Source organism: Maribacter halichondriae (assembly GCF_027474825.1).
Classification (GTDB): Bacteria; Bacteroidota; Bacteroidia; order Flavobacteriales; family Flavobacteriaceae; genus Meishania; species Meishania halichondriae.
Window position 1 is genome coordinate 2,367,433 of the sequence record NZ_CP107030.1, and the last position, 23,196, is coordinate 2,390,628.

The window sequence follows — 23,196 nt, forward strand, 5'->3', positions numbered from 1 at the left end:
CAAAAGACAAAACCTTAGTTGCGTTCAACAGCATAATCTCATTTCACAAACACTTAACAAATCGCTATTAAAAAATGCGTAAATTCATAGATCACTTTTGTAATTACCGTGATGCATTATTCTCGAAATGAATTTTTAAAAGTTTCCGGTGCTGCGGGCCTGGGGCTTTTGACGGCACCTTCTTTATTTGCTTTTGAGAATCAAGAAAGTATGCGATTGCGAGCGATACCATCAACAGGGCAAAAAATACCGGTGGTCGGTTTGGGCACATGGCAGACCTTTGATGCCAAGGGAAATCAAGCAACGTTGGAGACTTTAAAACAAGTGCTTATCGAAACGAATCGACTTGGGGGTGTGGTAATCGACTCCTCGCCCATGTACGGCAGTTCGGAGGCTACGGTGGGCCAGTTGACGGCAGCACTCCCCAGCCAAAATGATTTCTTTTATGCCACCAAGGTCTGGACTTCTGGCAAACAGGCAGGCATCAATCAGATGAACAGTTCTTTTGAAAAAATGCGACGAAAAACCATGGATCTTATGCAGATCCATAATCTGGTCGATTGGGAGACCCACGTTAAAACCCTGAAAGCTTGGAAAGAGGAGGGAAAGATTACCTATTGGGGGCTTACCCATTATGTCGATTCGGCCCATGCGACGCTAGAAAAGATTATCCGTCAAGAAAAACCCGATTTTGTACAGTTCAATTATTCCATTCGCTCGCGAAATGCCGAAAAATCCCTGTTCGATACCTGCCAAAAGAATGAAACGGCGGTCATTATCAACCAGCCCTTCGAAAGTGGAACGCTTTTTCGAACGGTAAAAGGAAAGGCACTCCCAGATTGGGCCGCGGACTATGATATTACTTCTTGGGGGCAGTATTTTCTAAAGTTTATTCTATCCCATAAAACGGTGACCTGCGTAATTCCCGGTACTTCAAAACCAAGACATGCCATTGACAATATGGGCGCAGGCTACGGTACATTTCCCGATATCAAGGGTAGGGAGAAAATGGTGACTTTTTTAAAATCTTTATGATTCGGTCCTAGGTAAAATACTCTTAAGATTGAGGCGGGCGTCACTTGCAAGTTGAAGTTTTGTCTATCGGTCTTAAAAAACACTCAAAAAGTGTTAGGGTAAAATTGGAAAGTCTATTTTAATCAATAATTCGAGGTGGCACCAATCCCCATGGAATCAAAAATTGTTTCCATCAGAGTAGTTTCCTTTTCATGTACAAAGCCATCTGAGACGGCCACTTCTTCTAAAATGTCTATCAAAGCCAATTTTTTGGGCCTTGGCATTTCGCGAAGAATTCTTAGGACTTGTTCTCGGGAAAAGTTACGAGCCTGTAAGATAAAGTTGCTGTCAAAATCGATGCGGTGCATCAATCGGTTCAGGGCGCTGATTTCTGCCTTATGAATAGTGCCGTCTGCAAGAATAACAGAATCAACAGCACGTACAATAGCTAGCTTTTCAACTACGTTAAAGTCTTCTGTGGTTGGTACCATGATTTCTAATTGTGGGTTAGAAAGCGACGAAGTTAGACAAAAATATGGTTGTACTTAATCGTTGCGGTGAGTATTTATTAAGAAGTTTTTAACAGTTTTTTGATCAACGTAAAAGGCTAATGGGTGGATGTTTGGCTAGCATTAATCAGTCGATGATTGACTCGACCGATTTCCTAAATTCAAATAGAGCTAAGGCTTCTAAGGCCTTTTCGACGGAGATAACACCTTCAAAAACCAACAACAAGCGCAGCCCGTTCCGGGTTTGTTTCTCCTTCATTTTACACTGTTGGGGATGACTTTGCACAAATTGCAAAACTTTGGTAAAAGCTGCACTTTGGTAAAATTCGGATTGTTGGTCGGCGATAAAGTAACCAATCAATTTACCTTTTTTCATAACGACTCTTTCCAATCCGATACTGTTGGCGATCCATTTGATGCGAACGGAATTTAATAAATCCTCGGCCTGAGAAGGAAGTTCTCCAAAGCGATCGATCAGTTGCGCTTCGAATTTTTGTAACCCTTCTTCGTTTTTTACCTGATTAAGTTCCGTGTAAAGATTCAGGCGTTCGGTAATGTTGTTGATGTAATCATCGGGAAACTGCAATTGAAAATCAGAGTCGATTTGGGTCTCTTTGACAAAGACCTTTTCTTTATGCCCTTCCACTTCGTCATAAAGTTCTTTGAATTCAGTTTCCTTGAGTTCATCAATGGCTTCGGCCAAAATTTTCTGATAGGTTTCAAAACCAATTTCATTGATGAATCCGCTTTGTTCGCCGCCCAACAGATCTCCTGCTCCACGAATTTCAAGATCTTTCATGGCGATATTGAAGCCGCTGCCCAATGCGGTAAATTGCTCCAAAGCCTCGATGCGTTTTCGCGCATCGGTGGTCATTACATCGTAGGGGGAGTAATAAAATAGCAAAAAGCCTTTTTATTACTACGGCCCACGCGACCGCGCATTTGATGCAAATCGCTTAGTCCGAAATTGTTGGCGTTGTTGATAAAAATAGTATTGGCATTGGTTACATCGAGTCCGCTTTCAACGATGGTGGTCGAAACCAGAACATCGAACTCCCCGTTCATAAAGGCCAACATCAAGGTCTCCAATCTCTTGCCCTCCATTTGACCATGACCAATACCAACTTTTGCATCGGGAACGAGGCGCTGGATCATTCCGGCAACTTCCTTGATGTTCTCAATGCGATTATGGATAAAGAAAACTTGTCCACCGCGCTGGATTTCATAACTGATAGCATCGCGAATGGTTTCCTCGGTAAACCGAATAACGCGACTTTCGATGGGATATCGGTTTGGTGGAGGCGTATTAATGACAGACAAATCCCGGGCAGCCATCAAACTGAATTGCAGGGTTCTCGGAATAGGCGTTGCCGTCAACGTTAATACATCAACATTCTCTTTGATGGCCTTTAACTTGTCTTTTACCGATACCCCGAATTTTTGTTCCTCATCAACAATTAGTAATCCCAAATCTTTGAACTTTACATTTTTGTTGACCAATTGGTGGGTTCCGATAATGATATCGACTTTTCCGGAAGCTAGATTTTCCAGAGTTTCCCGACGTTCTTTGGCGGTACGAAAGCGGTTGAGGTAATCAACGGTCACAGGCATTTCCTTCAAGCGTTCTTTAAATGTACGATTATGTTGGAAGGCCAAAATAGTAGTCGGCACGAGTACAGCGACCTGTTTGCCGTTATCAACGGCCTTAAAAGCGGCCCGAATGGCAACCTCGGTTTTTCCAAAACCTACATCGCCGCAGATGAGGCGATCCATAGGGCGTTCACTTTCCATGTCGCGTTTTACATCTTCAGTGGCCGTGCTCTGGTCGGGGGTATCCTCATAGATAAAAGAAGCTTCGAGTTCATTCTGGAAATAACTGTCAGGATCGTATTGAAAACCTTTTTCCAAGCGGCGTTTGGCGTAGACTTTTATTAGGTCGAAAGCAATTTTCTTGACCCGTGTTTTGGTCTTTTGTTTAAGTTTCTTCCAAGCTGCGGAACCAAGTTTGTAAATTTTAGGAACGGCACCATCCTTACCGTTGAATTTTGAGATTTTATGTAATGAATGAATACTAACGTAAAGTGTATCACGGTCGCCGTACATCAATTTGATTGCTTCCTGCTTTTTGCCTTCGACATCGATTTTTTGGAGTCCTCCGAATTTACCGATCCCATGATCGATATGGGTAACGTAATCGCCAATTTCCAATTTGGTGAGCTCTTTGAGGGTAATGGCCTGTTTTTTGGCATAGCCATTTTTTAGATGGAATTTATGGTAACGCTCAAAAACCTGATGGTCGGTATAACAGACAATTTTTTGATCATCATCAATAAAACCCTGGTATAACGGAAAAACCAATGTTTGATAATGTACGTGCTCGTTAGCATCCTCAAAAATGGCGTGGAACCGTTTCGCCTGTTGCTCGCTGGCACAGAAAATATAGTTGGTATAACCTTTTGCTTTGAACTGGTTGAGGTTTTCAATAAGTAGATCGAACTTTTTGTTGAACGAGGGTTGGGGCTTGGTCCGAAACGCGATTTCGGAACCCTGAACTTCTTTCAGGGTCTCTTTACCCCTAGAAAGTGTAATCAATCCAAACCCTTCCAATTGCTTCCTAAAACTTTCGGAGTTCATAAAAAGTTCCTCGGGTTCGGCATGTTTGATCTCCTTGGAGAGCTTTTCAAAGGCTTCTATTGCCTTCCCGAAGAAATCATCCAAACGGTCAAAAAGTAAATCGGTATTCTTGGCAAAAATGATGGTTTCAGAGGAATTATAGTTCAGGAAACTTTCCCTTTTTTCTTCTAAAAGTTTATTAGCCACATTGGGAATGATACTGATTTTCTTGACCTTTTCGGTAGATAGCTGCGTCTCCACATCGAACGTTCGAATGCTCTCCACTTCGTCCCCAAAAAATTCGATACGATAGGGTTCGTCATGCGAGAAGGAAAAAACATCGACAATACCCCCACGAACAGAAAACTCGCCCGGTTCCGTAACGAAATCGACCCTTTTGAACTGGTATTCGAAGAGCACCTCGTTCAGAAAGTCGAGCGAAAGTGAATCTTCCAATTTTATTTTCAGGGTGTTTTTTTCAAGTTCCCTGCGGGTAACCACCTTTTCAAAAAGCGCATCGGGATAGGTTACGATGACTGCTGGTTTTTTGCGGGAGTTGATGCGATTTAAAACTTCCGCTCGCAATAAGACATTGGCGTTATCGGTTTCCTTGATTTGGTAAGGTCGGCGGTAACTTCCAGGGTAGAACAACACGTCTTTTTCGCCGATCAGTTGCTCAAGATCGTTGAGGTAATAGGCCGCTTCTTCCTTGTCGTCGAAAATCAGGAGAAAAGGTTTGTCTGCCTCTTTGAATACATCCGAAAGGACAAAAGATAAGGAGGAGCCGGTTAAGCCTTTTAATTGAATTTTGGTCCTAGCGAGAGACCCCTCGACTGCGCTCGGGGTGATATTTTCGGCAATAGCATCCCGCAGTTTCCTTGTTTTTGGAGACTGTGAAAACACTTCCTGAATGCTAACCTTCGACAAAAAATACTAAAATTTGAGGAGCAAAGATAACCCTTACTGTCGCATCGTACCAAGAGTTTGTGGAGAAAAGGCCAAACATCCCATAATTCAGTTGCTAAAAGGAAAAAACGGATTGCTCTTCCGATTCTTAAATCCGTACCAAGCCGCAATTAAAAAGATGACGATGCTGGCCCTCAGGGCGGTATAGGCGATGCTTTCGATGGAATCCTTATGACGTATAAAAATAGCGAACAATGCCCAAATACCGACCGCTGCAAATTCGCGCATGTTCCTATTGAAAATCATAAAAACGTTGAGTGCGGCCGCGATAAGAATCATGATGATCGTCCAACTTATTTCGGAAAGAAAACCGCCCTCCCAACCTAATTTTGACAAGTAGGCCGAAATATTGGCGATGGTGGCCACCGCGATCCACCCGCTGTAAATGCAAATGGGCCACCAAACAAAGGCGATGATTGCCTTTGGGGCGTGCCAACGTTCCATATTCGTGTTCAAGATGACCTTGATGAGCGAGAAAAGAATGCCTAACATGATCAAAACCGATAATCCCGTATAATCAAAAGTGAAGGCAAACACCCACGTACAATTAAGCACGTTCGCGCTAATGAACCAATAGCTGGTTTGCTCGATGAACTCACTTTTTTCAGTAGTGAAATAGGCGCGGCGAACCTGAAAAATTCCATAGGCGAGTAAAGCCAAGAATATGAGTCCCCAGATGGCAAAGGCGTATCCAGCAGGAGTAAATAAGTTGTAGTATTTGTTGCTGATTTCGCCTATCGTGGTCTCATTGATGCGAATCGCTTGAGATGCATAGTTGATGGCAATCACCAAAATCACCGATAGCAGATTTAAAAGGGACAGCGTTTTTTTCATAGCAACTAAAAATAAGCATTTTGCAGGTTTGTCGGCGTGCTCTAATGAATTTAAACCGAGCTACTTTGAATAGCGCCTTTTTTCTTGACTTCTTTCAGATTTACGGGCAGTACGGTATCGCCCAACAACGCAAAAACTTCGGAATCCTTTTCAGGTTCCATGGTGAACGAACCTGTGAACTCCCCGAAAGCCGGTAACAGCATTTGTGTTTCTGATTTAAAAAAGCACTTTAACCGAACGGATTGCCTTCCTAGTCCCGTCAAACGAATCGCGGGATGGATATGACCACAGAAGTTGAAAAAATCCCCCGTTCCTCTGGATGGTGGGTCAACAGAAAACCATTTGACTGAATTTCGGAAACTATGTCAATGCCCAAATCTTCATATTTTAATGGGGAAATGATGTCGTGATTCCCCACCACTAAAATCATTTTTGAACTGATCGTGGCAGTCCATTTTTCAAAAAGTTGCCATTCTTTATTTAGGGAGGAATGAAATAGATCACCCATAAAAACAACAGTCTTTGGTTGAAAAAATGCGATGACTTCATCGAGCACGTCAAAGTTTTTTTGAATCGCCTTTTGGGGTACGGCCGCCCCGGACTTGCGAAAATGGGAAACCTTTCCCAAGTGAACATCACTAATCAGTAGCATTGATTTTTCCTCCCAAAAAAGCACTCCGAGCGGGTGCATGATAAATGCATGATTTTTTATTCGAATAGATTGGGTGTTCATGGAAATCAAAGGTACTAAATGACCGTTTGTTTTTATAGTGCCGAATCGCTACTTTGTAGCAACAATTCCAACCAGAAAAAATGGCTAAGATTATTGTTGTCGGAAGTTCGAATACCGATATGGTTGTAAAGACCCAACGGTTTCCCGAACCCGGAGAAACTATATTGGGAGGAAATTTTTTTATGTTCCCCGGTGGGAAAGGTGCCAATCAGGCCGTTGCAGCTGCGCGTGCGGGTGGCGAAGTCACCTTTATCTGTGCTGTTGGTGATGATGTTTTCGGACAAAACGCCTTGGAAGGTTATCGTGAGGAAGGCATTCACGTTGATTTTGCTAAGGTGATTAAGGATGCCGCATCAGGGGTGGCTTTGATTACCGTGAATGGGGAAGGTGAAAATGAAATCGTCGTGGCCTCCGGAACGAACGCTAAACTCTCGCCCATCTATGTTTCAGAGGTAATGGAGGAAATGGATAACGACGGAATGTTCCTGACTCAATTGGAAACTCCTGTTGAGACCATCGAATATTTGGCGCGTTACAGTAAATTGACCGATCAGCCCTTAATCATTAATCCGGCCCCTGCCCAAGAATTATCGGATGCTATTTTGGACGGACTTTTTTTGATTACACCCAATGAAACGGAGGCCAAAATACTGACTGGAATTTCGGTCGAAGACGACCCATCAATGGAGGCTGCTGCACAAGCACTATTGGATAGTGGGGTACAAAATGTTATTATCACTTTAGGAAGTCGTGGCGCTTTTTTCATGAACTGTGAAGAAAAATTCTTAGTTCCGTCCCATCAAGTAAAGGCAATTGACACGACTGCGGCAGGAGACGTTTTTAATGGTGTTTTGACCGTTTGCCTTTCGCAAGAAATGGGTTGGCGCGAAAGTATTGCTTACGCCAATAAGGCGGCAGCATTGTCCGTCACGAAAATGGGAGCCCAAGGATCTGCCCCGTACAAAGAGGAAATCAACAAATTCAACTGATATGTTCATTATTGAAACCTATACTCTGGCCGTGATTTTCTGCGTGATTACGATGTTCGCATGGGGTTCTTGGGCGAATACCCAAAAATTGGCGGCAAAAGATTGGCGCTTTGAACTGTTTTATTGGGATTATGTCCTCGGAATCGTATTGTTTTCATTGCTTTTTGCGCTTACTGCAGGAAGTATGGGCGAGGGTGGTAGACCTTTTCTTGAAGACCTTTCACAAGCCGACAACGATAACATTTGGTCGGCTGTTTTAGGGGGAATACTTTTTAACGCCGCCAACATCCTTTTGGTAGCGGCCATTACCTTGGCTGGAATGTCCGTGGCTTTTCCGGTAGGAATCGGATTGGCATTGGTCATCGGGGTAATCGTCAATTACATAGATGCTCCGGTAGGGAATTCGACTTTGCTTTTCGGTGGGGTAGCCTTGATTGTTTTAGCCATTTTATTGAATGCAAATGCCTATCGGAAGCTTTCTGCACAGCAGCAAAAAGTACCGACTAAGGGATTGGTCTTGGCGGTGGTTGCCGGACTATTAATGGGACTATTCTACAAATACGTTGCCAATTCCATGTTCCCTGATTTTGCGAATCCGATTGTGGGGAAATTAAGTCCGTATACAGCGGTTTTCTTATTTTCCTTGGGAATTCTAGCCAGCAATTTTATTTTCAATGCGGTCTTGATGAAAAAGCCTTTTGAAGGTGCCCCCGTCAGTTTCAAGGATTATTTTTCGGGAAGCTCGAAAAGTCATTTGATGGGTATTATCGGCGGAATCATTTGGTGTATCGGTATGTCTTTTAGCATTCTTGCTTCGGATAAAGCTGGCCCCGCAATCTCTTATGGATTAGGCCAAGGAGCAACTGTGGTAGCCGCACTTTGGGGCATCGTCGTTTGGAAGGAATTCAAAGGTGCTCCCAAAGGAGTAGGGGGTATGTTGAATGCCATGTTGCTGCTTTATATTATAGGGTTGGGGTTGATTATTGCGGCGCGATGAATTTACTTCTTCATCAACAGAGCCGCCATCCGTTTCACCCGATCCTCCCATTTCTCGCTGGAAAGTTTTTCACGACTTAGCCTATCCGTAATTAAAGGAAAGGCAAAGGGAGTAGCTTTTTCGCACTGTTTCCAAACGACTTCTTGGGTGGCGATGCGTTCCATGGAAAGTCGCAAACGACCCTCTTCCAATTGGTGTTGAAAGGTTTCGGTAAAGGCTTGTTGAAACAACAGGTTTTCGGGTTCGTAATCGCGAAAGACTTCGAACAATAGTTGCGAATTGCTTTGCAGGTGCTTCATTTTAATTCCTTTGTTCGGGTAGCCCGTAAAGACCATCCCACTTATAATGGCAATATCACGGAATTTCCGTCGTGCCATTTCGGTAGCGTTCAGACTTTTTTGTAAATCATCGAGAAGATAATCCGTAGTAAATAAATCGTTATCTAAGACTTGTTGCATATCGATTGGCTTGTCGGAAAGCAATTCGAATCCGTAGTCGTTAAAGGCTAACGAAAATGTAATGGGAGATAGTAGGCTTATTCGATACCCTAGTAAACTTCCCATAGCTTCGTGGACAAACCGCCCCTCAAAGGGATAAAAAATATGGTGGTAGCCATCTCGTGTTTTAAAGGTTTCGATTAGAAATTCATTCGGTTTGGGTACAATGCTTTCCCGTCGTTGGCGCTCAAATATATGGGCCAAGGACCTGATTTCGGGCGATTGATTCTTTGGTTCTTCATAGGAGGAATAGAGTTCCTCTCTAAGTAGTTTTGACATTTGCGCCGAGAGGGTTAGGCGACTTCCCATCCAACTGGAAATTTTGTTCGTTCGTTTGGTGGAATTCCGAACATGCACTTGCATATCCTTGATACGGATGAATTCCAAATTACGTCCGGCAAAAGTAAAGACATCGCCCTTGTTCAATTTGGAAATAAAATACTCCTCGATCGAACCGATATAGCCTCCTTTTTGATAGCGAACCGTCAAGTTTACATCGCCAACGATAGTGCCTATTTGAAAACGGTGACGCATGGCTACGCCCCGATCGTTGACCTTGAATTTTCCGTCATCCTCAACCTCCACTTTTTTGTATTCGTCATACGATTGCAAGCTCTGACTACCCATCACTAAAAAATTCAACAGCCATTGCCATTGGTCTTTGGTCAGGGTTTGGTAACAAAACGTTTGCCGGACTTCTTCGTAGAGCTCATCGGGATAAAATCCTTCGGAAATGGCTAAAGTGGTCAAATATTGCAACAAAACGTCGTAACTGTTGAGATACGGAATACGATCTTCCACTGTATTCTCCTTGACCGCTTTTTGCAATGCCGAGGCCTCGATTAGTTCTATGGCGTGGGTGGGCATAAAATAGATGACGCTTTCCTTACCCGGGCGGTGGCCACTTCGACCCGCACGTTGCAAAAATCGCGCTACCCCTTTCGGACCTCCGATTTGTACCACGGTTTCCACAGGTGCAAAATCGACACCCAAATCCAAACTAGAAGTGCAGACCACGGCCTTAAGACTTTCATTGCGAATCGCTTGTTCGACCCAATTGCGGGTTTCTTTATTTATGCTACCGTGGTGCATTGCAATTTCTCCCGCATACTCCGGATGTTTTTCCAATATTTTCTGAAACCAGATTTCACATTGACTTCGGGTATTGGTGAAGAGCAAGGTTGTTTTGCTATTGTTGATAATGGGTACGACTTCTTCCAGCAATCGAATTCCGAGATGTCCTCGCCATGGAAAAGTCTCCATTTCTTTGGGTATGATGCTGCGGACCGTGATTTTCTTTTTGATATTGGCCTTGATCATCACGGAATTTTGGAGTGCGTCCGTTTCTGGCCCCAGTAATACATCTCTTGCCTGTTCTAGATTCCCTATGGTGGCTGAAATTCCCCAAATCCGAAGTTGTTTTGAAACGGTTCTTAGTCTTGATAAGGCAAGTTCCATTTGCACCCCTCGTTTGGTTCCTAAAAGTTCATGCCATTCGTCAACAACGATTGCCGTACAGTCTTTGAATATTTTATCGTACCCTTTGGTAGCCAAAAGCAACTGCAAACTTTCGGGAGTTGTGATTAAAAGATCCGGCATTTGCTTTTTCATGGCCGCCCTAGCTTTGGTCGAAGTATCCCCAGTACGGATTCCTACGGTCATTTGAGTTCCCAAATCTGACGTGACCCGCTCTGCGGACTGCCTGATTTCTTGGGAAAGGGCGCGCAAAGGAGTGATCCAAACTGCCTTTAATCCCTTTTTATGCTTGGTTTTGTAATGAGGATTTTTTTTGATGTAGTTCAAGACAATAGGAAACCATAGTGCATAGGTTTTTCCGCTACCAGTTGGAGCGTTCAGGAGTCCGTGTTTGCCTTGTAGAAAAGCCTTCCAAGTGTCTTTTTGGAATTTGAAGGGTTTCCAGTTTTGTTGTTGGAACCAGTTTTCGGCGATTTCATAAAGTTCGTCTCTGTTCATTAAGGTGGTCTAAGGTATCATTTCCTTTAAATCCGAAAGGCTGTTCGCTTCATGAATGTTCTTGTCCTTCCGCCATCGCAACATTCTCGGAAAACGAGTCGCTACTCCACTTTTGTGCCGTTTTGATAGGGCAATTCCTTCAAAGGCGATTTCAAAAACATGATGCGGGGTAACTGACCGAACCGGACCGAACCGTTCCAAAGTATTTTTTTTGATCCAATTATCAACTTGGCGGAATTCGGCATCGGTCAATCCGGAATATGCTTTGGCGAAAGTGACCAATTCTTTTTCACCTTCTTCATTCTCGTTCCAAAGTGCAAAAGTGTAATCGGTAAAAAGATTGCTTCGCCTACCATGGCCGCGCATGGCATAAGTTAAAACTGCATCAATGGTCAAGGGGTCTACTTTCCATTTCCACCAGTCGCCTTTTTTTCTACCAACTAAATAGGGTGAATTTATTCGCTTCAACATTAAGCCTTCACTATGGACTTCCCGCGAGCGTCCGCGTTCTTTTGAGACTTCTTCCCAAGAATCGAAGTGCATAGTTTCGGAGAGATGAAGTGGTATTTCCAGTGATTTTTCGACTAGTGCTTCGACAGGCTCAGCATGACACACGTTTTTAAATAGATTTTCCAACAAATTTCGGCGCTCTACAAAAGGTTTGCTTCGGATGTCTTCGCCCTGCCATTCCAATAAATCATAAGTTTTTAGAATAACCGGAACTTTTTCAAGTAATGCTTTGGAAACGGTTTTTCTGCCTATTCTAGTTTGTAGGTCATTGAAGGTTCCGATTTGGCCATTGGGGTAGGGGAGAATTTCCCCGTCGATTGCGGTTCCATTCGGAATTGCTCCAATGAAACTTTCAAATTCAGGATATTTATCTGTGACCAATTCCTCACCACGGCTCCAGACAAAAATTTCATTATTTCGGAGGATGACTTGCGAGCGGATTCCATCCCATTTATGCTCGGCCGACCATTCGCTGACATCTCCCAAATCATGCACTTTATCTTCAATGGCATAGGCTAAATAAAACGGATAGGGTTTAGACAGGTAGTCACTTTCGTTTTCCTCCAAGATCAATTCTTGAAAGGTAATTTGATTGGGATCCCAATTGCCCATGAGTTTATAGGCCAGGATATCTTCATCGATTTCAGTGGCCTTAGCGAGCGCACGGGTCATCAATTTTTGACTGACCCCAATTCGAAATCCACCCGTAATCAATTTGGTAAAAACAAAACGCTCATAATAATCCAATACCTTCCAATTTTCAAAAAGATATTCCCGTTTTTCCTCGTCGGATTTCTTTTTCAGGGCAATCATTTCCTCCAAAAACAGGGTCAATGTTTTTTCGGTTGAAGATTTCGAGGAAGGAACGACCAAAGCAATCGTCTCGGCCAAATCACCCACAATATGATAACTTTCCTCAAAAAGCCATAAGGGAATATTGGCCAGTTCAGATGCCCACTCACGTAGCAATGTTGTATTTACAGGTCTTGGAGGACGGCGGTGCGAAAGTATGGCAATGGTCCAAACTTTGTCTTTGTCACTTGCCACAGAAAAATAGTCGGCCAGAGCCTGTACTTTAATGTTGGTCTTGTTAGTGCTATCGAGGGTTTTTATAAGTTGTGCGAAATTCTTCATGTATTCGTCATTGCTATCCCGATAGTTATCGGGAGAAGCAATCTGTTTAATTAACTTCTACGGGTTCTTCCTTACTTGCATTCAATTCTCCCAGCTCACCTTCGTATTGCGTCTCCTCTGTTCGCGCGTCATACCCCTGTTCTCGTAAATAGCGCGAAAAAATCTCCGTATAACCATGCGTACAAATCACTTTTTCAGCACCTGTAGCCTTTATGCTTTCAAGCAAGCCTTGCCAATCACAATGGTCACTAAGAACAAAGCCCTTGTCGATGGCTCGTCGTCTTCTGGCTCCACGAAAGGTCATCCATCCGCTGGCGGATGCTGTTACGTAAGGCACCATTTTACGGATCCATGTGCTTCCATGCGCGCTGGGTGGAGCGAGTACTATGTTTCCCAGTAGTTCTTCCTTTTTGATTTCCCTAGTAATCAAAGTTGTTTCTGGAAAATCAGCTAAGGGCCGCAAGATTTCTGTCATGTTTTCAATGGCTCCGTGGGTGTAGATTTTTCCGATATCGGTGTTCAGATATTTTAAAAGGCGTTGTGCTTTTCCCAAAGAATAACCAAATAGAATAGATGTCTTGTCTTCGGCCTTATTTTCCACCCACCATTGGTTGATATTTTCGAAAACTTCTTTTTGGGGTGTCCATTTAAAAGCAGGTAAACCGAAGGTGCATTCCGTGATGAACGTATGGCACTTTATGGGTTCGAAAGGGGTGGAGATTCCATCATCCTCAGATTTATAGTCCCCGGTAAAAATCCATACCTCCCCTTTACGTTCTACACGAATTTGGGAAGAACCTATGATATGCCCTGCCGGATGCAGACTGAATTTGACATTGTTGATTACAAAGGTTTCGCCCCATTCTTTTCCAGTAACATTGATTTCTCCCAAGCGATGTGAAATAATGGGTACGTTGCGATGATGTGTGATGTATTGTTTATGTCCCCACCGGCTATGGTCGGCATGACCATGTGAAATTATCGCCTTGTCAACGGGCTTCCACGGGTCGATATATACTTTTGCGGCACTACAATAAATTCCTTTGTCGGTAAATTCGAGAATTGGTTTTTTCATAGCATTCGGAAGTTACGAATTCCCCATAAAAATAAATTGTCAAGAGCCAATTAATGACTTCTAAAAAAATTATATTTGCAGCCGATAAAATACCGATATATGTCAGTACGAGATCTTTATAACCGTGATTCTTCAAACAATAATTTGGCCCATTTTGGTAGCATAGCCAGCTTGGCGGGCGTAGATGGTGCAATAGGCGAGTCGGAAATGATTCTTTTAAAAAGATTCGCCCAAAAACTTCAAATTACCGATGAACAATTTAAAGAGGTAATGAAGGAGAAAAATAAATATCTGATTAATCATCAGGTAAGCTATGAAAAAAGGTTAGAGCGTTTTTTTGACTTAATGAAAATGATTTTTGCGGACAATGAAGTCAACGACGACGAAATGGTATTGCTGAAAAAGATATGCCATCGGACTGGGTTTTCCCAACGACGGGGCCGATAAATTGATTGAAAAATCGGTATCTATCTTTAAGGGGAAAATAGATTTTGAAGATTTTATGTATCTGGTTAAAAGATAGTAGTAGCTACTACAGATTGAAATATTAAAAAAGGAGGCGAATGCCCCCTTTTTTAATGGTATTTATCCAAAAATTCTTGAAGTTTCTCTACCATTTTACGACTTCCGCAGAAAAAAGGCACTCTTTGATGTAGTTCAGTGGGTTCTATATCCATAATGCGACTTTTGCCGCCTACTGCAAGACCATTTGCCTGTTCGGCTATAAAGGCCATCGGATTGCATTCGTACAGTAATCTCAGTTTACCACTTGCGGTAATACTGCTTTTCGGGTACATATAAATGCCTCCTTTGATCATGTTTCTATGAAAATCGGAAACCAAAGACCCTATGTATCTCGATGTGTAAGGTCGGTCACCTTCTTCTTGTTGGCAATATTTGATATAGTCTTTTACCCCTTGATGAAAATGAATGTAGTTTCCCTCGTTGACCGAATAAATTTTCCCCGTATCGGGAAATTGCATATTGGGATGGGATAGATAAAAAGTACCGATAGCCGGGTTCAGCGTGAAGCCGTTCACCCCGTCACCTGTGGTATAGACCAACATGGTAGACGTTCCGTAGACAATATATCCGGCAGCAACTTGTTGATGACCTGGTTGCAGGAAATCTTCTAGCGAGACCGGTGTACCTACTGGTGTTAAACGTCGATAAATCGAAAAAATCGTACCTACCGAGACATTAACGTCGATATTGGAAGACCCATCCAAGGGGTCGATTAAAACTACGTATTTGTTCTGATGCTGCTCATCGTTGCTATTGATACTGATAAAATCATCTTCTTCTTCCGAGGCGATTCCGCAAACGATTTCCCTATTTTTCAATGTCTGAATAAACTTGTCATTCGCCAGAACATCTAATTTTTGTTGGTCTTCGCCTTGAATATTGGTATCCCCTGCGGCACCCAGAACATCAACAAGTCCCGCTTTATTGACCTCGTGGTTTACTACTTTTGCAGCGAGGCGAATGGCATTGATTAGTTTGGATAGTTCGCCCGAGGAGTATTGAAAGGAAGATTGATTTTCGATAATGAACTCCCCTAGGGTCTTGTTTTTCTTGTGGATCATGAACTAATTGTTAATTCGAGTACAAATATCGGGTATTTTGTGAAACTATAACGTTTTCGAATCATTTCGGTTTTTTAAATTTATAACTTTGTGTTTTATTTGTAACAATGATTGATTTTAGTATTAGACAAGCAAGAATCGATGATATGCCCCAATTGCTGGGCCTCATTAAAGAATTGGCCGTTTTTGAAAAGGAGTCCAACGCCGTGGAGGTAACGGTCGAAAATCTTAAGAGGGATGGATTTGGAAAACAAAAGCTGTTTCATTGTTTCGTTGCTGAATTCGAAAATAAGATTGTCGGAATGGCATTGGTCTATCCAAGATATTCTACTTGGAAAGGACCTGTCATTCACTTGGAAGATCTCATTGTCTCCGAAAAAATGCGGGGCAGCGGATTAGGGACCGCCCTTTTGAATGAAGTAGTAAAATATGGTGCGGCCCAAGGAGTCAAACGCATCAGTTGGGAAGTACTGGATTGGAACGACCCTGCTATAAAATTCTATGAAAGTAAAGGAGCAAGGGTGATGCGCGATTGGGATGTCGTTCAGTTGGATGAAGCAGGAATCAAAAATTATCTAAGCAAACTATGAGGATTTTTAAATTTGGCGGGGCATCGGTCAAAGATGCTAATAGTGTGAAAAATTTGGCCAAGGTATTGAGCGAGGTTGGTCATGAAAACACGTTACTTGTCATTTCGGCGATGGGTAAAATGACGAACGCCATGGAGGCCGTGGTCGACGCGTATTTTCAAGATAAAAATGACTTGCCATCGGCCATTCAGCAAGTTATAAAATATCATGACGATATTTTAAAAGACCTCTTTGGCAATGGAAATCATCCTATTTTTGGTAAAGTCAAGTCATTGTTCGACGAAGTCCAAGGTTTTCTGGCCTGGAACAAATCGCCGAAATATAATTTTGTCTATGACCAAGTGGTGGGATATGGCGAGTTGATTTCAACGCAAATAGTCAGCGAATATCTTAATGGAACGGGCATTGAGAATACCTTGCTCGATGTCCGTAATTTGATTAAGACAGATAATAGTTATCGTGATACAACGGTCAATTGGGAGAAGACGCAACAGAATGTCCAGAATATCGTCGACCGTAAGAAGCTTAATATTACCCAAGGTTTTTTGGGTAGCGATGAAAATAATTTCACAACGACTTTGGGTCGTGAAGGTTCGGATTATTCAGCTGCGATCTTGGCATATTGTCTCAATGCCGATTCGGTGACTATATGGAAAGATGTTCCTGGCGTACTGAATGCGGATCCAAGATATTTCAAGGAGACCCAGTTGCTCAACAAAATATCATATCTAGAGGCTATTGAATTGGCATTTTACGGAGCATCGGTTATCCATCCGAAAACATTACAGCCTTTACAGCAAAAAGAGATTCCCTTACACGTAAAATCCTTCATCAATCCGAAAGACCCTGGCACAACTGTCGGTAAGGGTATCGGTATCGAACCCGAGGTTCCCTGCTTTATCGTTAAGAAGAACCAAGTGCTGATGAAATTATCGTCACTTGATTTTTCGTTCATTATAGAAGATAGCATTAGCGAACTTTTCAAAATGCTTCATGACCATAAAATGAAGGTGGATCTGATACAGAATTCGGCCATTAGTTTTTCGGTCTGTGTCGATAACAAATTTGGAAGGTTGGATGAATTGTTAAACTTACTCAAGAGTCGCTTCAAAGTAGTGCATCATGAGGGCGTATCGTTATATACCATTCGGCATTTTAATGAAAAGGCCATAGCATCACTTCTTAATGGTCATGATATTCTACTTGAACAGAGGGGAAAGGAGACTTTACAACTAGTGGTCAAATAAAGCCGACAGGTAAATGTTAAAATGACCCTCGGCTCTAGCGTTTTTCCTATCTTAGCCCACATCTAATCAAACGACGCATATGGGTTTAGTGACCGCAAAAGAGGTGGCCAAGGCTATCAATCTTGATAAGTATGGCTTCTTGGGTACCTTTATGTCATGGGTGCTGATGAAGGTCACTAGAATTTCGAGCATCAATTCTTTTTATGATCAAAACAAGCACCTGGAAAAACTAGATTTTCTAGATGCCATATTAAAACATTACGAGATCGATTTTGAAATTCCCGAAGATGATTTTAAACGTTTGCCTAAGGAAGGTCCCTTTATTACGATTTCAAATCATCCCTTGGGAGGAATCGATGGGGTACTACTATTGAAATTACTCGTATCCCATCGCTCTGATTTCAAGATCATCGCCAATTTTCTGTTGCATCGTATAGAGCCCATGGCACCCTATATTATGCCAGTGAATCCGTTTGAAGATCGGAAAGATGTAAAAAGCAGTCTGGCCGGTTTCAAAAATGCCATGTTGCATCTGCGTGACGGGCGTCCCTTAGGTATTTTCCCTGCCGGTGAAGTATCAACCTATAAAGACGGAAAATTAATAGTCGATAAACCTTGGGAGGAAGCTGCCCTTAAGTTGATTCGGAAGGCGGAAGTGCCAGTGGTTCCCATTTATTTTCATGCCAAAAACAGCAAATTTTTTTATTGGCTTTCAAAAATGAACGACATCTTCAGAACGGCCAAATTGCCCTCTGAAGTATATTCGCAAAAAAACCGACCTATAAAAGTTAGGATCGGCCAGCCCATTTCGGTCGCGGCTCAAAAAGAAGAGGAAACCTTGGAAGCGTTCACCGAACTTTTACGTAAAAAGACCTACATACTAGCCAATGCCTATGAAAAAGAACGCCTTATTGATCAGATTCCTACTACCTTGAAAATTCCGAAAACTCCCAGAAAAATAGCTATGGCCGTTCGTACCGAGGTCATTCAAGGAGAAATCGAAAAACTTCGTGAAAAAGATTGTCGTTTGCTGCAGAGTAAGAATTACGAAGTCTTTTTGGCACAGGCGCATGATATGCCCTTTATTTTAAAGGAAATCGGCCGACAGCGCGAGGTTACGTTCAGGGCAATAGGCGAGGGCACTAACAATTCGATAGATTTGGATATTTTCGATGAGTATTACCATCACCTGTTTCTATGGGACGACGAGGAAAAAACAATTGTTGGCGCCTATCGTATGGGTATGGGATCCGAGATTTTTGCCAAATACGGTATCGATGGATTTTATCTACAAGACCTCTTTCGATTCGAGCCCGAACTTTTCCCCATGATGGAAAAATCCATTGAAATGGGTAGGGCCTATATCGTCAAAGAGTACCAACAAAAACCAATGCCGCTATTTTTGCTATGGAAGGGCATTGTACATACCACCCTAAGGCACCCTGAGCATAAGTATTTGATAGGAGGGGTAAGTATCAGCAACCAGTTTTCGAATTTTTCGAAATCGTTGATGATCGAGTTTATGAAATCGAACTATTGGGATCCCTACGTGGCGCAATATGTAAGGCCGAAAAAAGAATTCAAGGTAAAACTTAACGATGCCGATAAGGAATTTGTATTCGATGAGACCGAGGCCGACCTCAATAAGTTCGATCGTTTGATCAATGAAGTAGAACCCGGGGACCTTCGATTGCCCGTTCTCATCAAAAAGTACATCAAACAAAATGCGAAAGTGGTCGCTTTTAACGTAGATCCTTTGTTCAACAACGCTGTGGACGGATTGATGTACATAAAGATCGCAGATTTGCCCGAAAGTACCGTAAAACCTGTAATGGAAGAGTTTCAAGCAGAGCTTGAGCGGAAGTTCATGGAAGCCCAGGATAATGGTAGTGCTTAGGAAAGTTCGCTCTCTACAAAGTCTTCGCAAAAATCCCTGATTTCGTTTCTGGCCTTTTCAAAGGCGGCATGTTTTTTCTTCTTCCCTTCCTGACACTTTAGACGGATCAAAAAAATTATGATGAATTCGTTTTGCATTCTTCGATGGTATGAACGGACAATTTTCTTTGGCGTGGTCGCAAACCGTGATAATATAGCTCCATTCAATACCTTGGTATTCGTCCACATGATTCGAAGTATGCGACGTGATATCGATACCATCTTCGGCCATGATGGATACTGCACCGGGGTTAAGCCCGTGGGTTTCGATACCTGCACTATAGATTTTGGCCTTACCCTTAGCTAATCGTTCCAAATAACCATGGGCCATTTGACTTCGGCATGAGTTTCCGGTACAGAGTACGAGTATGTTTTTCATATATTTTGGTTAAGCGTTATGGAGTTCTTTATATGCCCACTACTTTACTTCGTCTTTCAAAAAGCAGGTTGTCTTTCCAAATGCCATCTAGGTTACCGACGCGCTCCCGTTTTCCGATGTATCGAAAACCGACCTTTTCATGAAGTTGGATGCTTCCTATATTTTCTGGGAAAATCCCCGATTGTAAGGTCCAAATTCCTTCTTTTTCGCTCTCGGCTATCAAGCTTTCCATTAATATTTTGCCTACTCCCATTCCACGACTGTTTTGTCCAATGTAAACGCTGACTTCTCCAACTCCCCCATATACACAGCGGCTTGAAACAGGCGAAAGAGCTGCCCAACCTAAAATGGAGTCATCTTTTTCAGCTATCAATCGGCAGACTTTCATATGTGCAAAATCCCAAGTTTCATATGAAGGAATATCTTGCTCAAATGTTGCGAAACCTGTCTCTATACCTTCTTTATAGATTTCCGAAACAGAGGCCCAATCCTCAGCTTCCATTGGTCTTATTATTATGTTCATGGTCTCACCCATTCTAGCAACAAGTTATTTTTGTTCGGTATGAATTCCAAATTGCACGCGGCTTTTTGAGCATTAAGATAAAATGCAAAAGGGCCAATATAATGGCGCCCGGAATAACATTTACACTAACGAAAGTAAATATTTCATGGGCCGTTGAAGGTGGAATGTTATTGACAAAAACAATATTGGACCCTATTATTTCCAATTTTAAAGCGAGCACAAGAACTATCGCGGAAAAGTGAAAGGCATTTGAAAACAGATGAATGATATATTCCCATCTAGGTAGCCCACCCATGAAACTTCGGCTATCTTTTTCAGAATACGCATCTATGACCAGTACAATTAAGTCCAATCCTACGAGTGCAATTCCTATCAAAAATCTAATAAAGCTGGTCTCGTTGATAAACAGGAACCATACGATCAGGGGAAACAAAATCGCCCGAACCGTATGTGTTTTGTGCTCAAAAATGCTTTCATCTCTATTAAAAAGTCCGAACTTGAAAATATGGAGGTATAGGCCATCATACGTGGCCAAGACCATAAAAAGTAACAGACACAATGTGGCTAAATAGAACAATATTTCCATAATTGGTTTGATTTATGAGCAGCATCCGCCTTCAGGTGAACAACAAGCTTCCTCATTTATATTTGTTTCCACGGGTACACCACAGGTTTCTTTAGCCTTACAGTCCGTTTTTTCTATACCGAGTTTCAACAGTAATCTTTCCTCATGGATTTCATAGTCGTTTACGAACAATTGCGCTGTGTGAAAATCGGCATTGCTGTACTCGAACTTGACTTCTACCTCTTTTTCCATCGGTTTAAGTTTGTCTACTTTGTTCAAAATGCCCAGTGCTTTGAAAGCGGACATATATTCACGCTTGTCCTTCTCATCAGGACTCTCCCATAATTGTATGATGGTCTCTTTCCAAAAATCGGTTCTCGCACCACAATCGACCGAATCAACGGTGATGTTCTTCACTTCGGTAATATGATAATTTGCTCCCACGGTTTGCCCGTTTCGATACTCGAAAACGAGACTTTTATTGGGATGATTTTTTAATAGGGATAGAAATTCTTGTGTTTGCATGATTCAGTTATTTAGCAACAGTTAAATTTTGTTTTGTTAAAAAAGGCGTTCAACAATTCTTGTATCTCCTTCCATTTGGCAAGGTTGATACAATAGCAGATTTTTTTGCCCTCGATTTCACCTTCGATGAGATCGATACTTTTGAGTTCTTTTAAATGTTGGGAAATAGTGGGTTGGGCGAGGCCGATTTCTTCTACAATATCATTGCATATACAAGAGGGCTGTGTACTTACATACTGTAGTATGGCAATACGTGCCGGATGAGCCAATACCTTAAAAATCGTGGCTAGCTGGTTTTGTTTCGTATTGAACATCTGTGTTTTGGTAATCCCCATTACATATCTATATATTGCAATATTACGATAATAAAATTATATAAAAAAGCTGAATCGTTTAAAATTCAGCTTTTAGATTTTTAGAACCAGGGTTTTCTACCCACTTGATAGGTGTTATAAAACTCCGCATCGGATTTTGTTAAGTAGATAATACCTTCAATAAGACCAATCAGGCCGGGAATCCAGACGAATAGTAGGCCTAAACCAAAAAGCACATCAATAGATAGGAAGCTACTGTAATACCCAGTAATATGAACCCCTCTTTTTGGTAGCCTAAAATAAATTTGTGGACCCCTAATGCTCCTAGTATAATGGCCAATATACCTGCCAATATTTTTTTGTTCTCCCCGCCAGCGCCATCAAAAGCATCTTTGACACCTTCTGTAAATTCGTTGGCCGTTTTCTTGGCTTCATCGGCAAATTCACTCGCTTTTTCTTTAGCATCTTCTGCAAACTCACTTGCTTTTTCTTTGGCGTCTTCAGCAAATTCTATGGTAGCTTCTTTGGCATCCTCGAATTTCTCACTTGCCTTGTCGCCTAAATCTTTGGCTTTGTCTTTTGCACTATCAAAAGCATCCTCGGCTTTATCGCCCAGATTTTCTGCCCCTTCTTTTGCGCCGTCCATAGCATCTTCTGCCATATCGTCTAAATCTTTATTTTCATCTGACATTTTTGTTGTTTTTTGGTGGTTAATACAAGTACTAAATGTAACAAATATTTAGATATCAAAGAAAGGCTTTGTCAATCGGTTCCCAAAGTTCTAACTTGTTGCCTTCTGGGTCGAGAATCCATCCGAATTTTCCATAGTCGTATTCTTCGATTTCACCTACTACAGTTACTCCTTCTTCTTTCAATATTTTCAGGAGCTCAACCAAATTTTCTACGCGAAAATTCATCATAAACTGTTTGTCGCTGGGTTTGAAATACTGGGTGTCGTCGGCCATGGGGCTCCATTGTGTGGAGCAATCATTGCCGTCTTTGTCTTTCCACCAGAACGTCCATCCATATTGGTCGGTAGGGATGCCTAGATGATTTTTGTACCACTCTTTTATCGCATCGGGATCTTTTGATTTAAAGAAAAAACCTCCGAGTCCGGTTACTCTCTTCTTCATGGGTTGCTTATTATTAGGTTATTGAGTTGTTTGAATAAATTCTGATAAACCTACTTTGAGGATACCTAACGATACTTGATCGCAGGGATATTTCTATTTCTATTTCACAGCTTTCTCATAAATATCGATCCAATCTTCGGAGGTCATTTTAGAGCAGAGTTCGGCGATGAGGTCGTACGGAATATCGTCCATGGACTTCAACCGGATGCAGCTCTTGCCCATATCCAACTTTCTTTTGCAGTGCTTCGGATATTCGGAAACGAACCAATCATAAAATTTCTGATCTGCGTAGATTCCCGAATGGTAGAGGGCAACGAAGTTCTTTTGTGATGCTAAGTTGATAAAGGGCAGGGGAAGTTTCGGGTCACAATGATACCCATCTGGGTATCGCGAATGTGGCACTACCCACCCTAACATACCATAGCTCATCTGTTCTTTAAAACCTTTTGGAATGTTTTTGTTAATGATATCCCGAATTCTCGTGACGACTTTTTTTCTTTCTTCAGGAAGCTGCTCGATGTATTCCTTTGGTGTATCCGCTTTGTATTGCATAG

25 protein-coding genes are annotated in these 23,196 nt (G+C 42.2%); 7 read left to right on the forward strand and 18 right to left on the reverse strand.

What is annotated here, in order from left to right; genetic code table 11:
- Positions 1–111 precede the first annotated feature (111 nt).
- A complete protein-coding gene (locus N8A86_RS10765; RefSeq protein ID WP_273565389.1) occupies positions 112–1,035 on the forward strand; it encodes an aldo/keto reductase in 924 nt (307 codons plus the stop codon).
- Positions 1,036–1,157: 122 nt separating this feature from the next.
- On the opposite strand, the gene N8A86_RS10770 is transcribed toward N8A86_RS10765, so the two are convergent.
- The 6 genes from N8A86_RS10770 to N8A86_RS21575 all read right to left on the reverse strand — a co-directional run bounded on the left by N8A86_RS10770 (position 1,158) and on the right by N8A86_RS21575 (position 6,627).
- Complete coding sequence (locus N8A86_RS10770) at positions 1,158–1,505, reverse strand: tellurite resistance TerB family protein (protein ID WP_273565390.1); 348 nt, start codon at positions 1,503–1,505, stop codon at positions 1,158–1,160.
- Positions 1,506–1,650: 145 nt separating this feature from the next.
- Complete coding sequence (locus N8A86_RS22015; protein WP_430682146.1) at positions 1,651–2,427, reverse strand: TRCF domain-containing protein; 777 nt, start codon at positions 2,425–2,427, stop codon at positions 1,651–1,653.
- Positions 2,397–5,063 carry a transcription-repair coupling factor gene (gene mfd, locus N8A86_RS10775; protein WP_430682147.1) on the reverse strand — a complete coding sequence of 889 codons (2,667 nt, stop codon included), beginning with the start codon at positions 5,061–5,063 and terminating at the stop codon, positions 2,397–2,399. Before mfd ends, N8A86_RS22015 begins: the two co-directional genes overlap by 31 nt.
- Before the next feature lie 87 nt (positions 5,064–5,150).
- Positions 5,151–5,936: a tryptophan-rich sensory protein gene (locus tag N8A86_RS10780; RefSeq protein WP_273565391.1), complete on the reverse strand. Its 786-nt coding sequence runs from the start codon at positions 5,934–5,936 to the stop codon at positions 5,151–5,153.
- A gap of 50 nt (positions 5,937–5,986) precedes the next feature.
- A complete protein-coding gene (locus tag N8A86_RS21570; RefSeq protein ID WP_337251584.1) occupies positions 5,987–6,139 on the reverse strand; it encodes a hypothetical protein in 153 nt (50 codons plus the stop codon).
- A gap of 56 nt (positions 6,140–6,195) precedes the next feature.
- Entirely contained in the window at positions 6,196–6,627 is a 432-nt protein-coding gene (locus N8A86_RS21575) for a metallophosphoesterase (protein WP_337251585.1), read from the reverse strand.
- 122 nt (positions 6,628–6,749) lie between these two features.
- Between N8A86_RS21575 and rbsK the strand changes: the two genes are divergently transcribed.
- Together rbsK and N8A86_RS10795 are read left to right on the forward strand one after the other, a co-directional pair.
- Complete coding sequence (rbsK, locus tag N8A86_RS10790) at positions 6,750–7,658, forward strand: ribokinase (RefSeq protein WP_273565392.1); 909 nt, start codon at positions 6,750–6,752, stop codon at positions 7,656–7,658.
- Between the two features lies 1 nt (position 7,659).
- A complete protein-coding gene (locus N8A86_RS10795) occupies positions 7,660–8,655 on the forward strand; it encodes a GRP family sugar transporter (protein ID WP_273565393.1) in 996 nt (331 codons plus the stop codon).
- 2 nt (positions 8,656–8,657) lie between these two features.
- Here the strand turns inward: N8A86_RS10795 and N8A86_RS10800 are convergent, their stop codons facing one another.
- From N8A86_RS10800 to N8A86_RS10810, 3 genes are read right to left on the reverse strand one after another with little or no spacing between them, the layout of a single operon-like run.
- A complete protein-coding gene (locus N8A86_RS10800; protein WP_273565394.1) occupies positions 8,658–11,126 on the reverse strand; it encodes a ligase-associated DNA damage response DEXH box helicase in 2,469 nt (822 codons plus the stop codon).
- 9 nt (positions 11,127–11,135) lie between these two features.
- Positions 11,136–12,770, reverse strand: a complete 1,635-nt coding sequence (locus tag N8A86_RS10805) for an ATP-dependent DNA ligase (RefSeq protein WP_273565395.1) — start codon at positions 12,768–12,770, stop codon at positions 11,136–11,138.
- A gap of 46 nt (positions 12,771–12,816) precedes the next feature.
- The gene (locus N8A86_RS10810; RefSeq protein WP_273565396.1) at positions 12,817–13,845 is read right to left on the reverse strand and encodes a ligase-associated DNA damage response exonuclease; all 1,029 of its coding nucleotides are present in this window, start codon (positions 13,843–13,845) and stop codon (positions 12,817–12,819) included.
- Positions 13,846–13,944: 99 nt separating this feature from the next.
- Here N8A86_RS10810 and N8A86_RS10815 point away from each other — a divergent pair, with 99 nt between their 5' ends.
- Positions 13,945–14,292, forward strand: a complete 348-nt coding sequence (locus tag N8A86_RS10815; protein WP_273565397.1) for a tellurite resistance TerB family protein — start codon at positions 13,945–13,947, stop codon at positions 14,290–14,292.
- A gap of 128 nt (positions 14,293–14,420) precedes the next feature.
- On the opposite strand, the gene fbp is transcribed toward N8A86_RS10815, so the two are convergent.
- Positions 14,421–15,428 (reverse strand): class 1 fructose-bisphosphatase, encoded by a 1,008-nt coding sequence (gene fbp, locus N8A86_RS10820; protein WP_273569057.1) that lies wholly within the window; start codon positions 15,426–15,428, stop codon positions 14,421–14,423.
- Between the two features lie 110 nt (positions 15,429–15,538).
- Between fbp and N8A86_RS10825 the strand changes: the two genes are divergently transcribed.
- The 3 genes from N8A86_RS10825 (at position 15,539) to N8A86_RS10835 (ending at position 19,165) form a co-directional block, all read left to right on the forward strand.
- Positions 15,539–16,021: a GNAT family N-acetyltransferase gene (locus N8A86_RS10825; RefSeq protein ID WP_430682148.1), complete on the forward strand. Its 483-nt coding sequence runs from the start codon at positions 15,539–15,541 to the stop codon at positions 16,019–16,021.
- Complete coding sequence (locus tag N8A86_RS10830; RefSeq protein WP_273565398.1) at positions 16,018–17,268, forward strand: aspartate kinase; 1,251 nt, start codon at positions 16,018–16,020, stop codon at positions 17,266–17,268. Before N8A86_RS10825 ends, N8A86_RS10830 begins: the two co-directional genes overlap by 4 nt.
- 79 nt (positions 17,269–17,347) lie before the next feature.
- A complete protein-coding gene (locus N8A86_RS10835) occupies positions 17,348–19,165 on the forward strand; it encodes a lysophospholipid acyltransferase family protein (RefSeq protein ID WP_273565399.1) in 1,818 nt (605 codons plus the stop codon).
- 57 nt (positions 19,166–19,222) lie between these two features.
- Here N8A86_RS10835 and N8A86_RS10840 read toward each other — a convergent pair whose 3' ends face one another.
- The 8 genes from N8A86_RS10840 to N8A86_RS10875 all read right to left on the reverse strand — a co-directional run bounded on the left by N8A86_RS10840 (position 19,223) and on the right by N8A86_RS10875 (position 23,194).
- On the reverse strand, positions 19,223–19,582 hold the full coding sequence (locus tag N8A86_RS10840) for an arsenate reductase ArsC (RefSeq protein WP_337251586.1): 360 nt from the start codon (positions 19,580–19,582) through the stop codon (positions 19,223–19,225).
- Between the two features lie 28 nt (positions 19,583–19,610).
- Positions 19,611–20,105, reverse strand: a complete 495-nt coding sequence (locus N8A86_RS10845; RefSeq protein ID WP_273565400.1) for a GNAT family N-acetyltransferase — start codon at positions 20,103–20,105, stop codon at positions 19,611–19,613.
- A 13-nt stretch (positions 20,106–20,118) separates the two neighbouring features.
- The gene (locus tag N8A86_RS10850; RefSeq protein WP_273565401.1) at positions 20,119–20,691 is read right to left on the reverse strand and encodes a hypothetical protein; all 573 of its coding nucleotides are present in this window, start codon (positions 20,689–20,691) and stop codon (positions 20,119–20,121) included.
- Between the two features lie 12 nt (positions 20,692–20,703).
- On the reverse strand, positions 20,704–21,195 hold the full coding sequence (locus N8A86_RS10855; protein ID WP_273565402.1) for a DUF6428 family protein: 492 nt from the start codon (positions 21,193–21,195) through the stop codon (positions 20,704–20,706).
- An 11-nt stretch (positions 21,196–21,206) separates the two neighbouring features.
- On the reverse strand, positions 21,207–21,530 hold the full coding sequence (locus tag N8A86_RS10860) for an ArsR/SmtB family transcription factor (protein ID WP_273565403.1): 324 nt from the start codon (positions 21,528–21,530) through the stop codon (positions 21,207–21,209).
- Positions 21,531–21,729: 199 nt separating this feature from the next.
- Positions 21,730–22,200 (reverse strand): NINE protein, encoded by a 471-nt coding sequence (locus N8A86_RS21580; protein WP_337251587.1) that lies wholly within the window; start codon positions 22,198–22,200, stop codon positions 21,730–21,732.
- A 55-nt stretch (positions 22,201–22,255) separates the two neighbouring features.
- Complete coding sequence (locus tag N8A86_RS10870) at positions 22,256–22,642, reverse strand: VOC family protein (protein ID WP_273565404.1); 387 nt, start codon at positions 22,640–22,642, stop codon at positions 22,256–22,258.
- A 99-nt stretch (positions 22,643–22,741) separates the two neighbouring features.
- On the reverse strand, positions 22,742–23,194 hold the full coding sequence (locus tag N8A86_RS10875; protein ID WP_273565405.1) for a DUF1801 domain-containing protein: 453 nt from the start codon (positions 23,192–23,194) through the stop codon (positions 22,742–22,744).
- Positions 23,195–23,196 lie beyond the last annotated feature (2 nt).

Bases quoted from the DNA above. Each gene is read 5' to 3' on its own strand.
- N8A86_RS10815 (WP_273565397.1), top strand. From the start codon at position 13,945: ATGTCAGTACGAGATCTTTATAACCGTGATTCTTCAAACAATAATTTG.
- N8A86_RS10860 (WP_273565403.1), bottom strand. From the start codon at position 21,530: ATGGGGATTACCAAAACACAGATGTTCAATACGAAACAAAACCAGCTA.
- N8A86_RS21575 (WP_337251585.1), bottom strand. From the start codon at position 6,627: ATGCACCCGCTCGGAGTGCTTTTTTGGGAGGAAAAATCAATGCTACTG.
- N8A86_RS10765 (WP_273565389.1), top strand. From the start codon at position 112: ATGCATTATTCTCGAAATGAATTTTTAAAAGTTTCCGGTGCTGCGGGC.
- N8A86_RS10770 (WP_273565390.1), bottom strand. From the start codon at position 1,505: ATGGTACCAACCACAGAAGACTTTAACGTAGTTGAAAAGCTAGCTATT.
- N8A86_RS10835 (WP_273565399.1), top strand. From the start codon at position 17,348: ATGGGTTTAGTGACCGCAAAAGAGGTGGCCAAGGCTATCAATCTTGAT.
- N8A86_RS10805 (WP_273565395.1), bottom strand. From the start codon at position 12,770: ATGAAGAATTTCGCACAACTTATAAAAACCCTCGATAGCACTAACAAG.
- N8A86_RS10855 (WP_273565402.1), bottom strand. From the start codon at position 21,195: ATGCAAACACAAGAATTTCTATCCCTATTAAAAAATCATCCCAATAAA.
- N8A86_RS10810 (WP_273565396.1), bottom strand. From the start codon at position 13,845: ATGAAAAAACCAATTCTCGAATTTACCGACAAAGGAATTTATTGTAGT.
- rbsK (WP_273565392.1), top strand. From the start codon at position 6,750: ATGGCTAAGATTATTGTTGTCGGAAGTTCGAATACCGATATGGTTGTA.
- N8A86_RS10875 (WP_273565405.1), bottom strand. From the start codon at position 23,194: ATGCAATACAAAGCGGATACACCAAAGGAATACATCGAGCAGCTTCCT.
- N8A86_RS21580 (WP_337251587.1), bottom strand. From the start codon at position 22,200: ATGTCAGATGAAAATAAAGATTTAGACGATATGGCAGAAGATGCTATG.
- N8A86_RS10780 (WP_273565391.1), bottom strand. From the start codon at position 5,936: ATGAAAAAAACGCTGTCCCTTTTAAATCTGCTATCGGTGATTTTGGTG.
- N8A86_RS10795 (WP_273565393.1), top strand. From the start codon at position 7,660: ATGTTCATTATTGAAACCTATACTCTGGCCGTGATTTTCTGCGTGATT.
- N8A86_RS10870 (WP_273565404.1), bottom strand. From the start codon at position 22,642: ATGAAGAAGAGAGTAACCGGACTCGGAGGTTTTTTCTTTAAATCAAAA.
- N8A86_RS10845 (WP_273565400.1), bottom strand. From the start codon at position 20,105: ATGAACATAATAATAAGACCAATGGAAGCTGAGGATTGGGCCTCTGTT.
- N8A86_RS10830 (WP_273565398.1), top strand. From the start codon at position 16,018: ATGAGGATTTTTAAATTTGGCGGGGCATCGGTCAAAGATGCTAATAGT.
- N8A86_RS10840 (WP_337251586.1), bottom strand. From the start codon at position 19,582: ATGAAAAACATACTCGTACTCTGTACCGGAAACTCATGCCGAAGTCAA.
- N8A86_RS10850 (WP_273565401.1), bottom strand. From the start codon at position 20,691: ATGGAAATATTGTTCTATTTAGCCACATTGTGTCTGTTACTTTTTATG.
- N8A86_RS21570 (WP_337251584.1), bottom strand. From the start codon at position 6,139: ATGCTGTTACCGGCTTTCGGGGAGTTCACAGGTTCGTTCACCATGGAA.
- N8A86_RS10825 (WP_430682148.1), top strand. From the start codon at position 15,539: ATGATTGATTTTAGTATTAGACAAGCAAGAATCGATGATATGCCCCAA.
- N8A86_RS10800 (WP_273565394.1), bottom strand. From the start codon at position 11,126: ATGAACAGAGACGAACTTTATGAAATCGCCGAAAACTGGTTCCAACAA.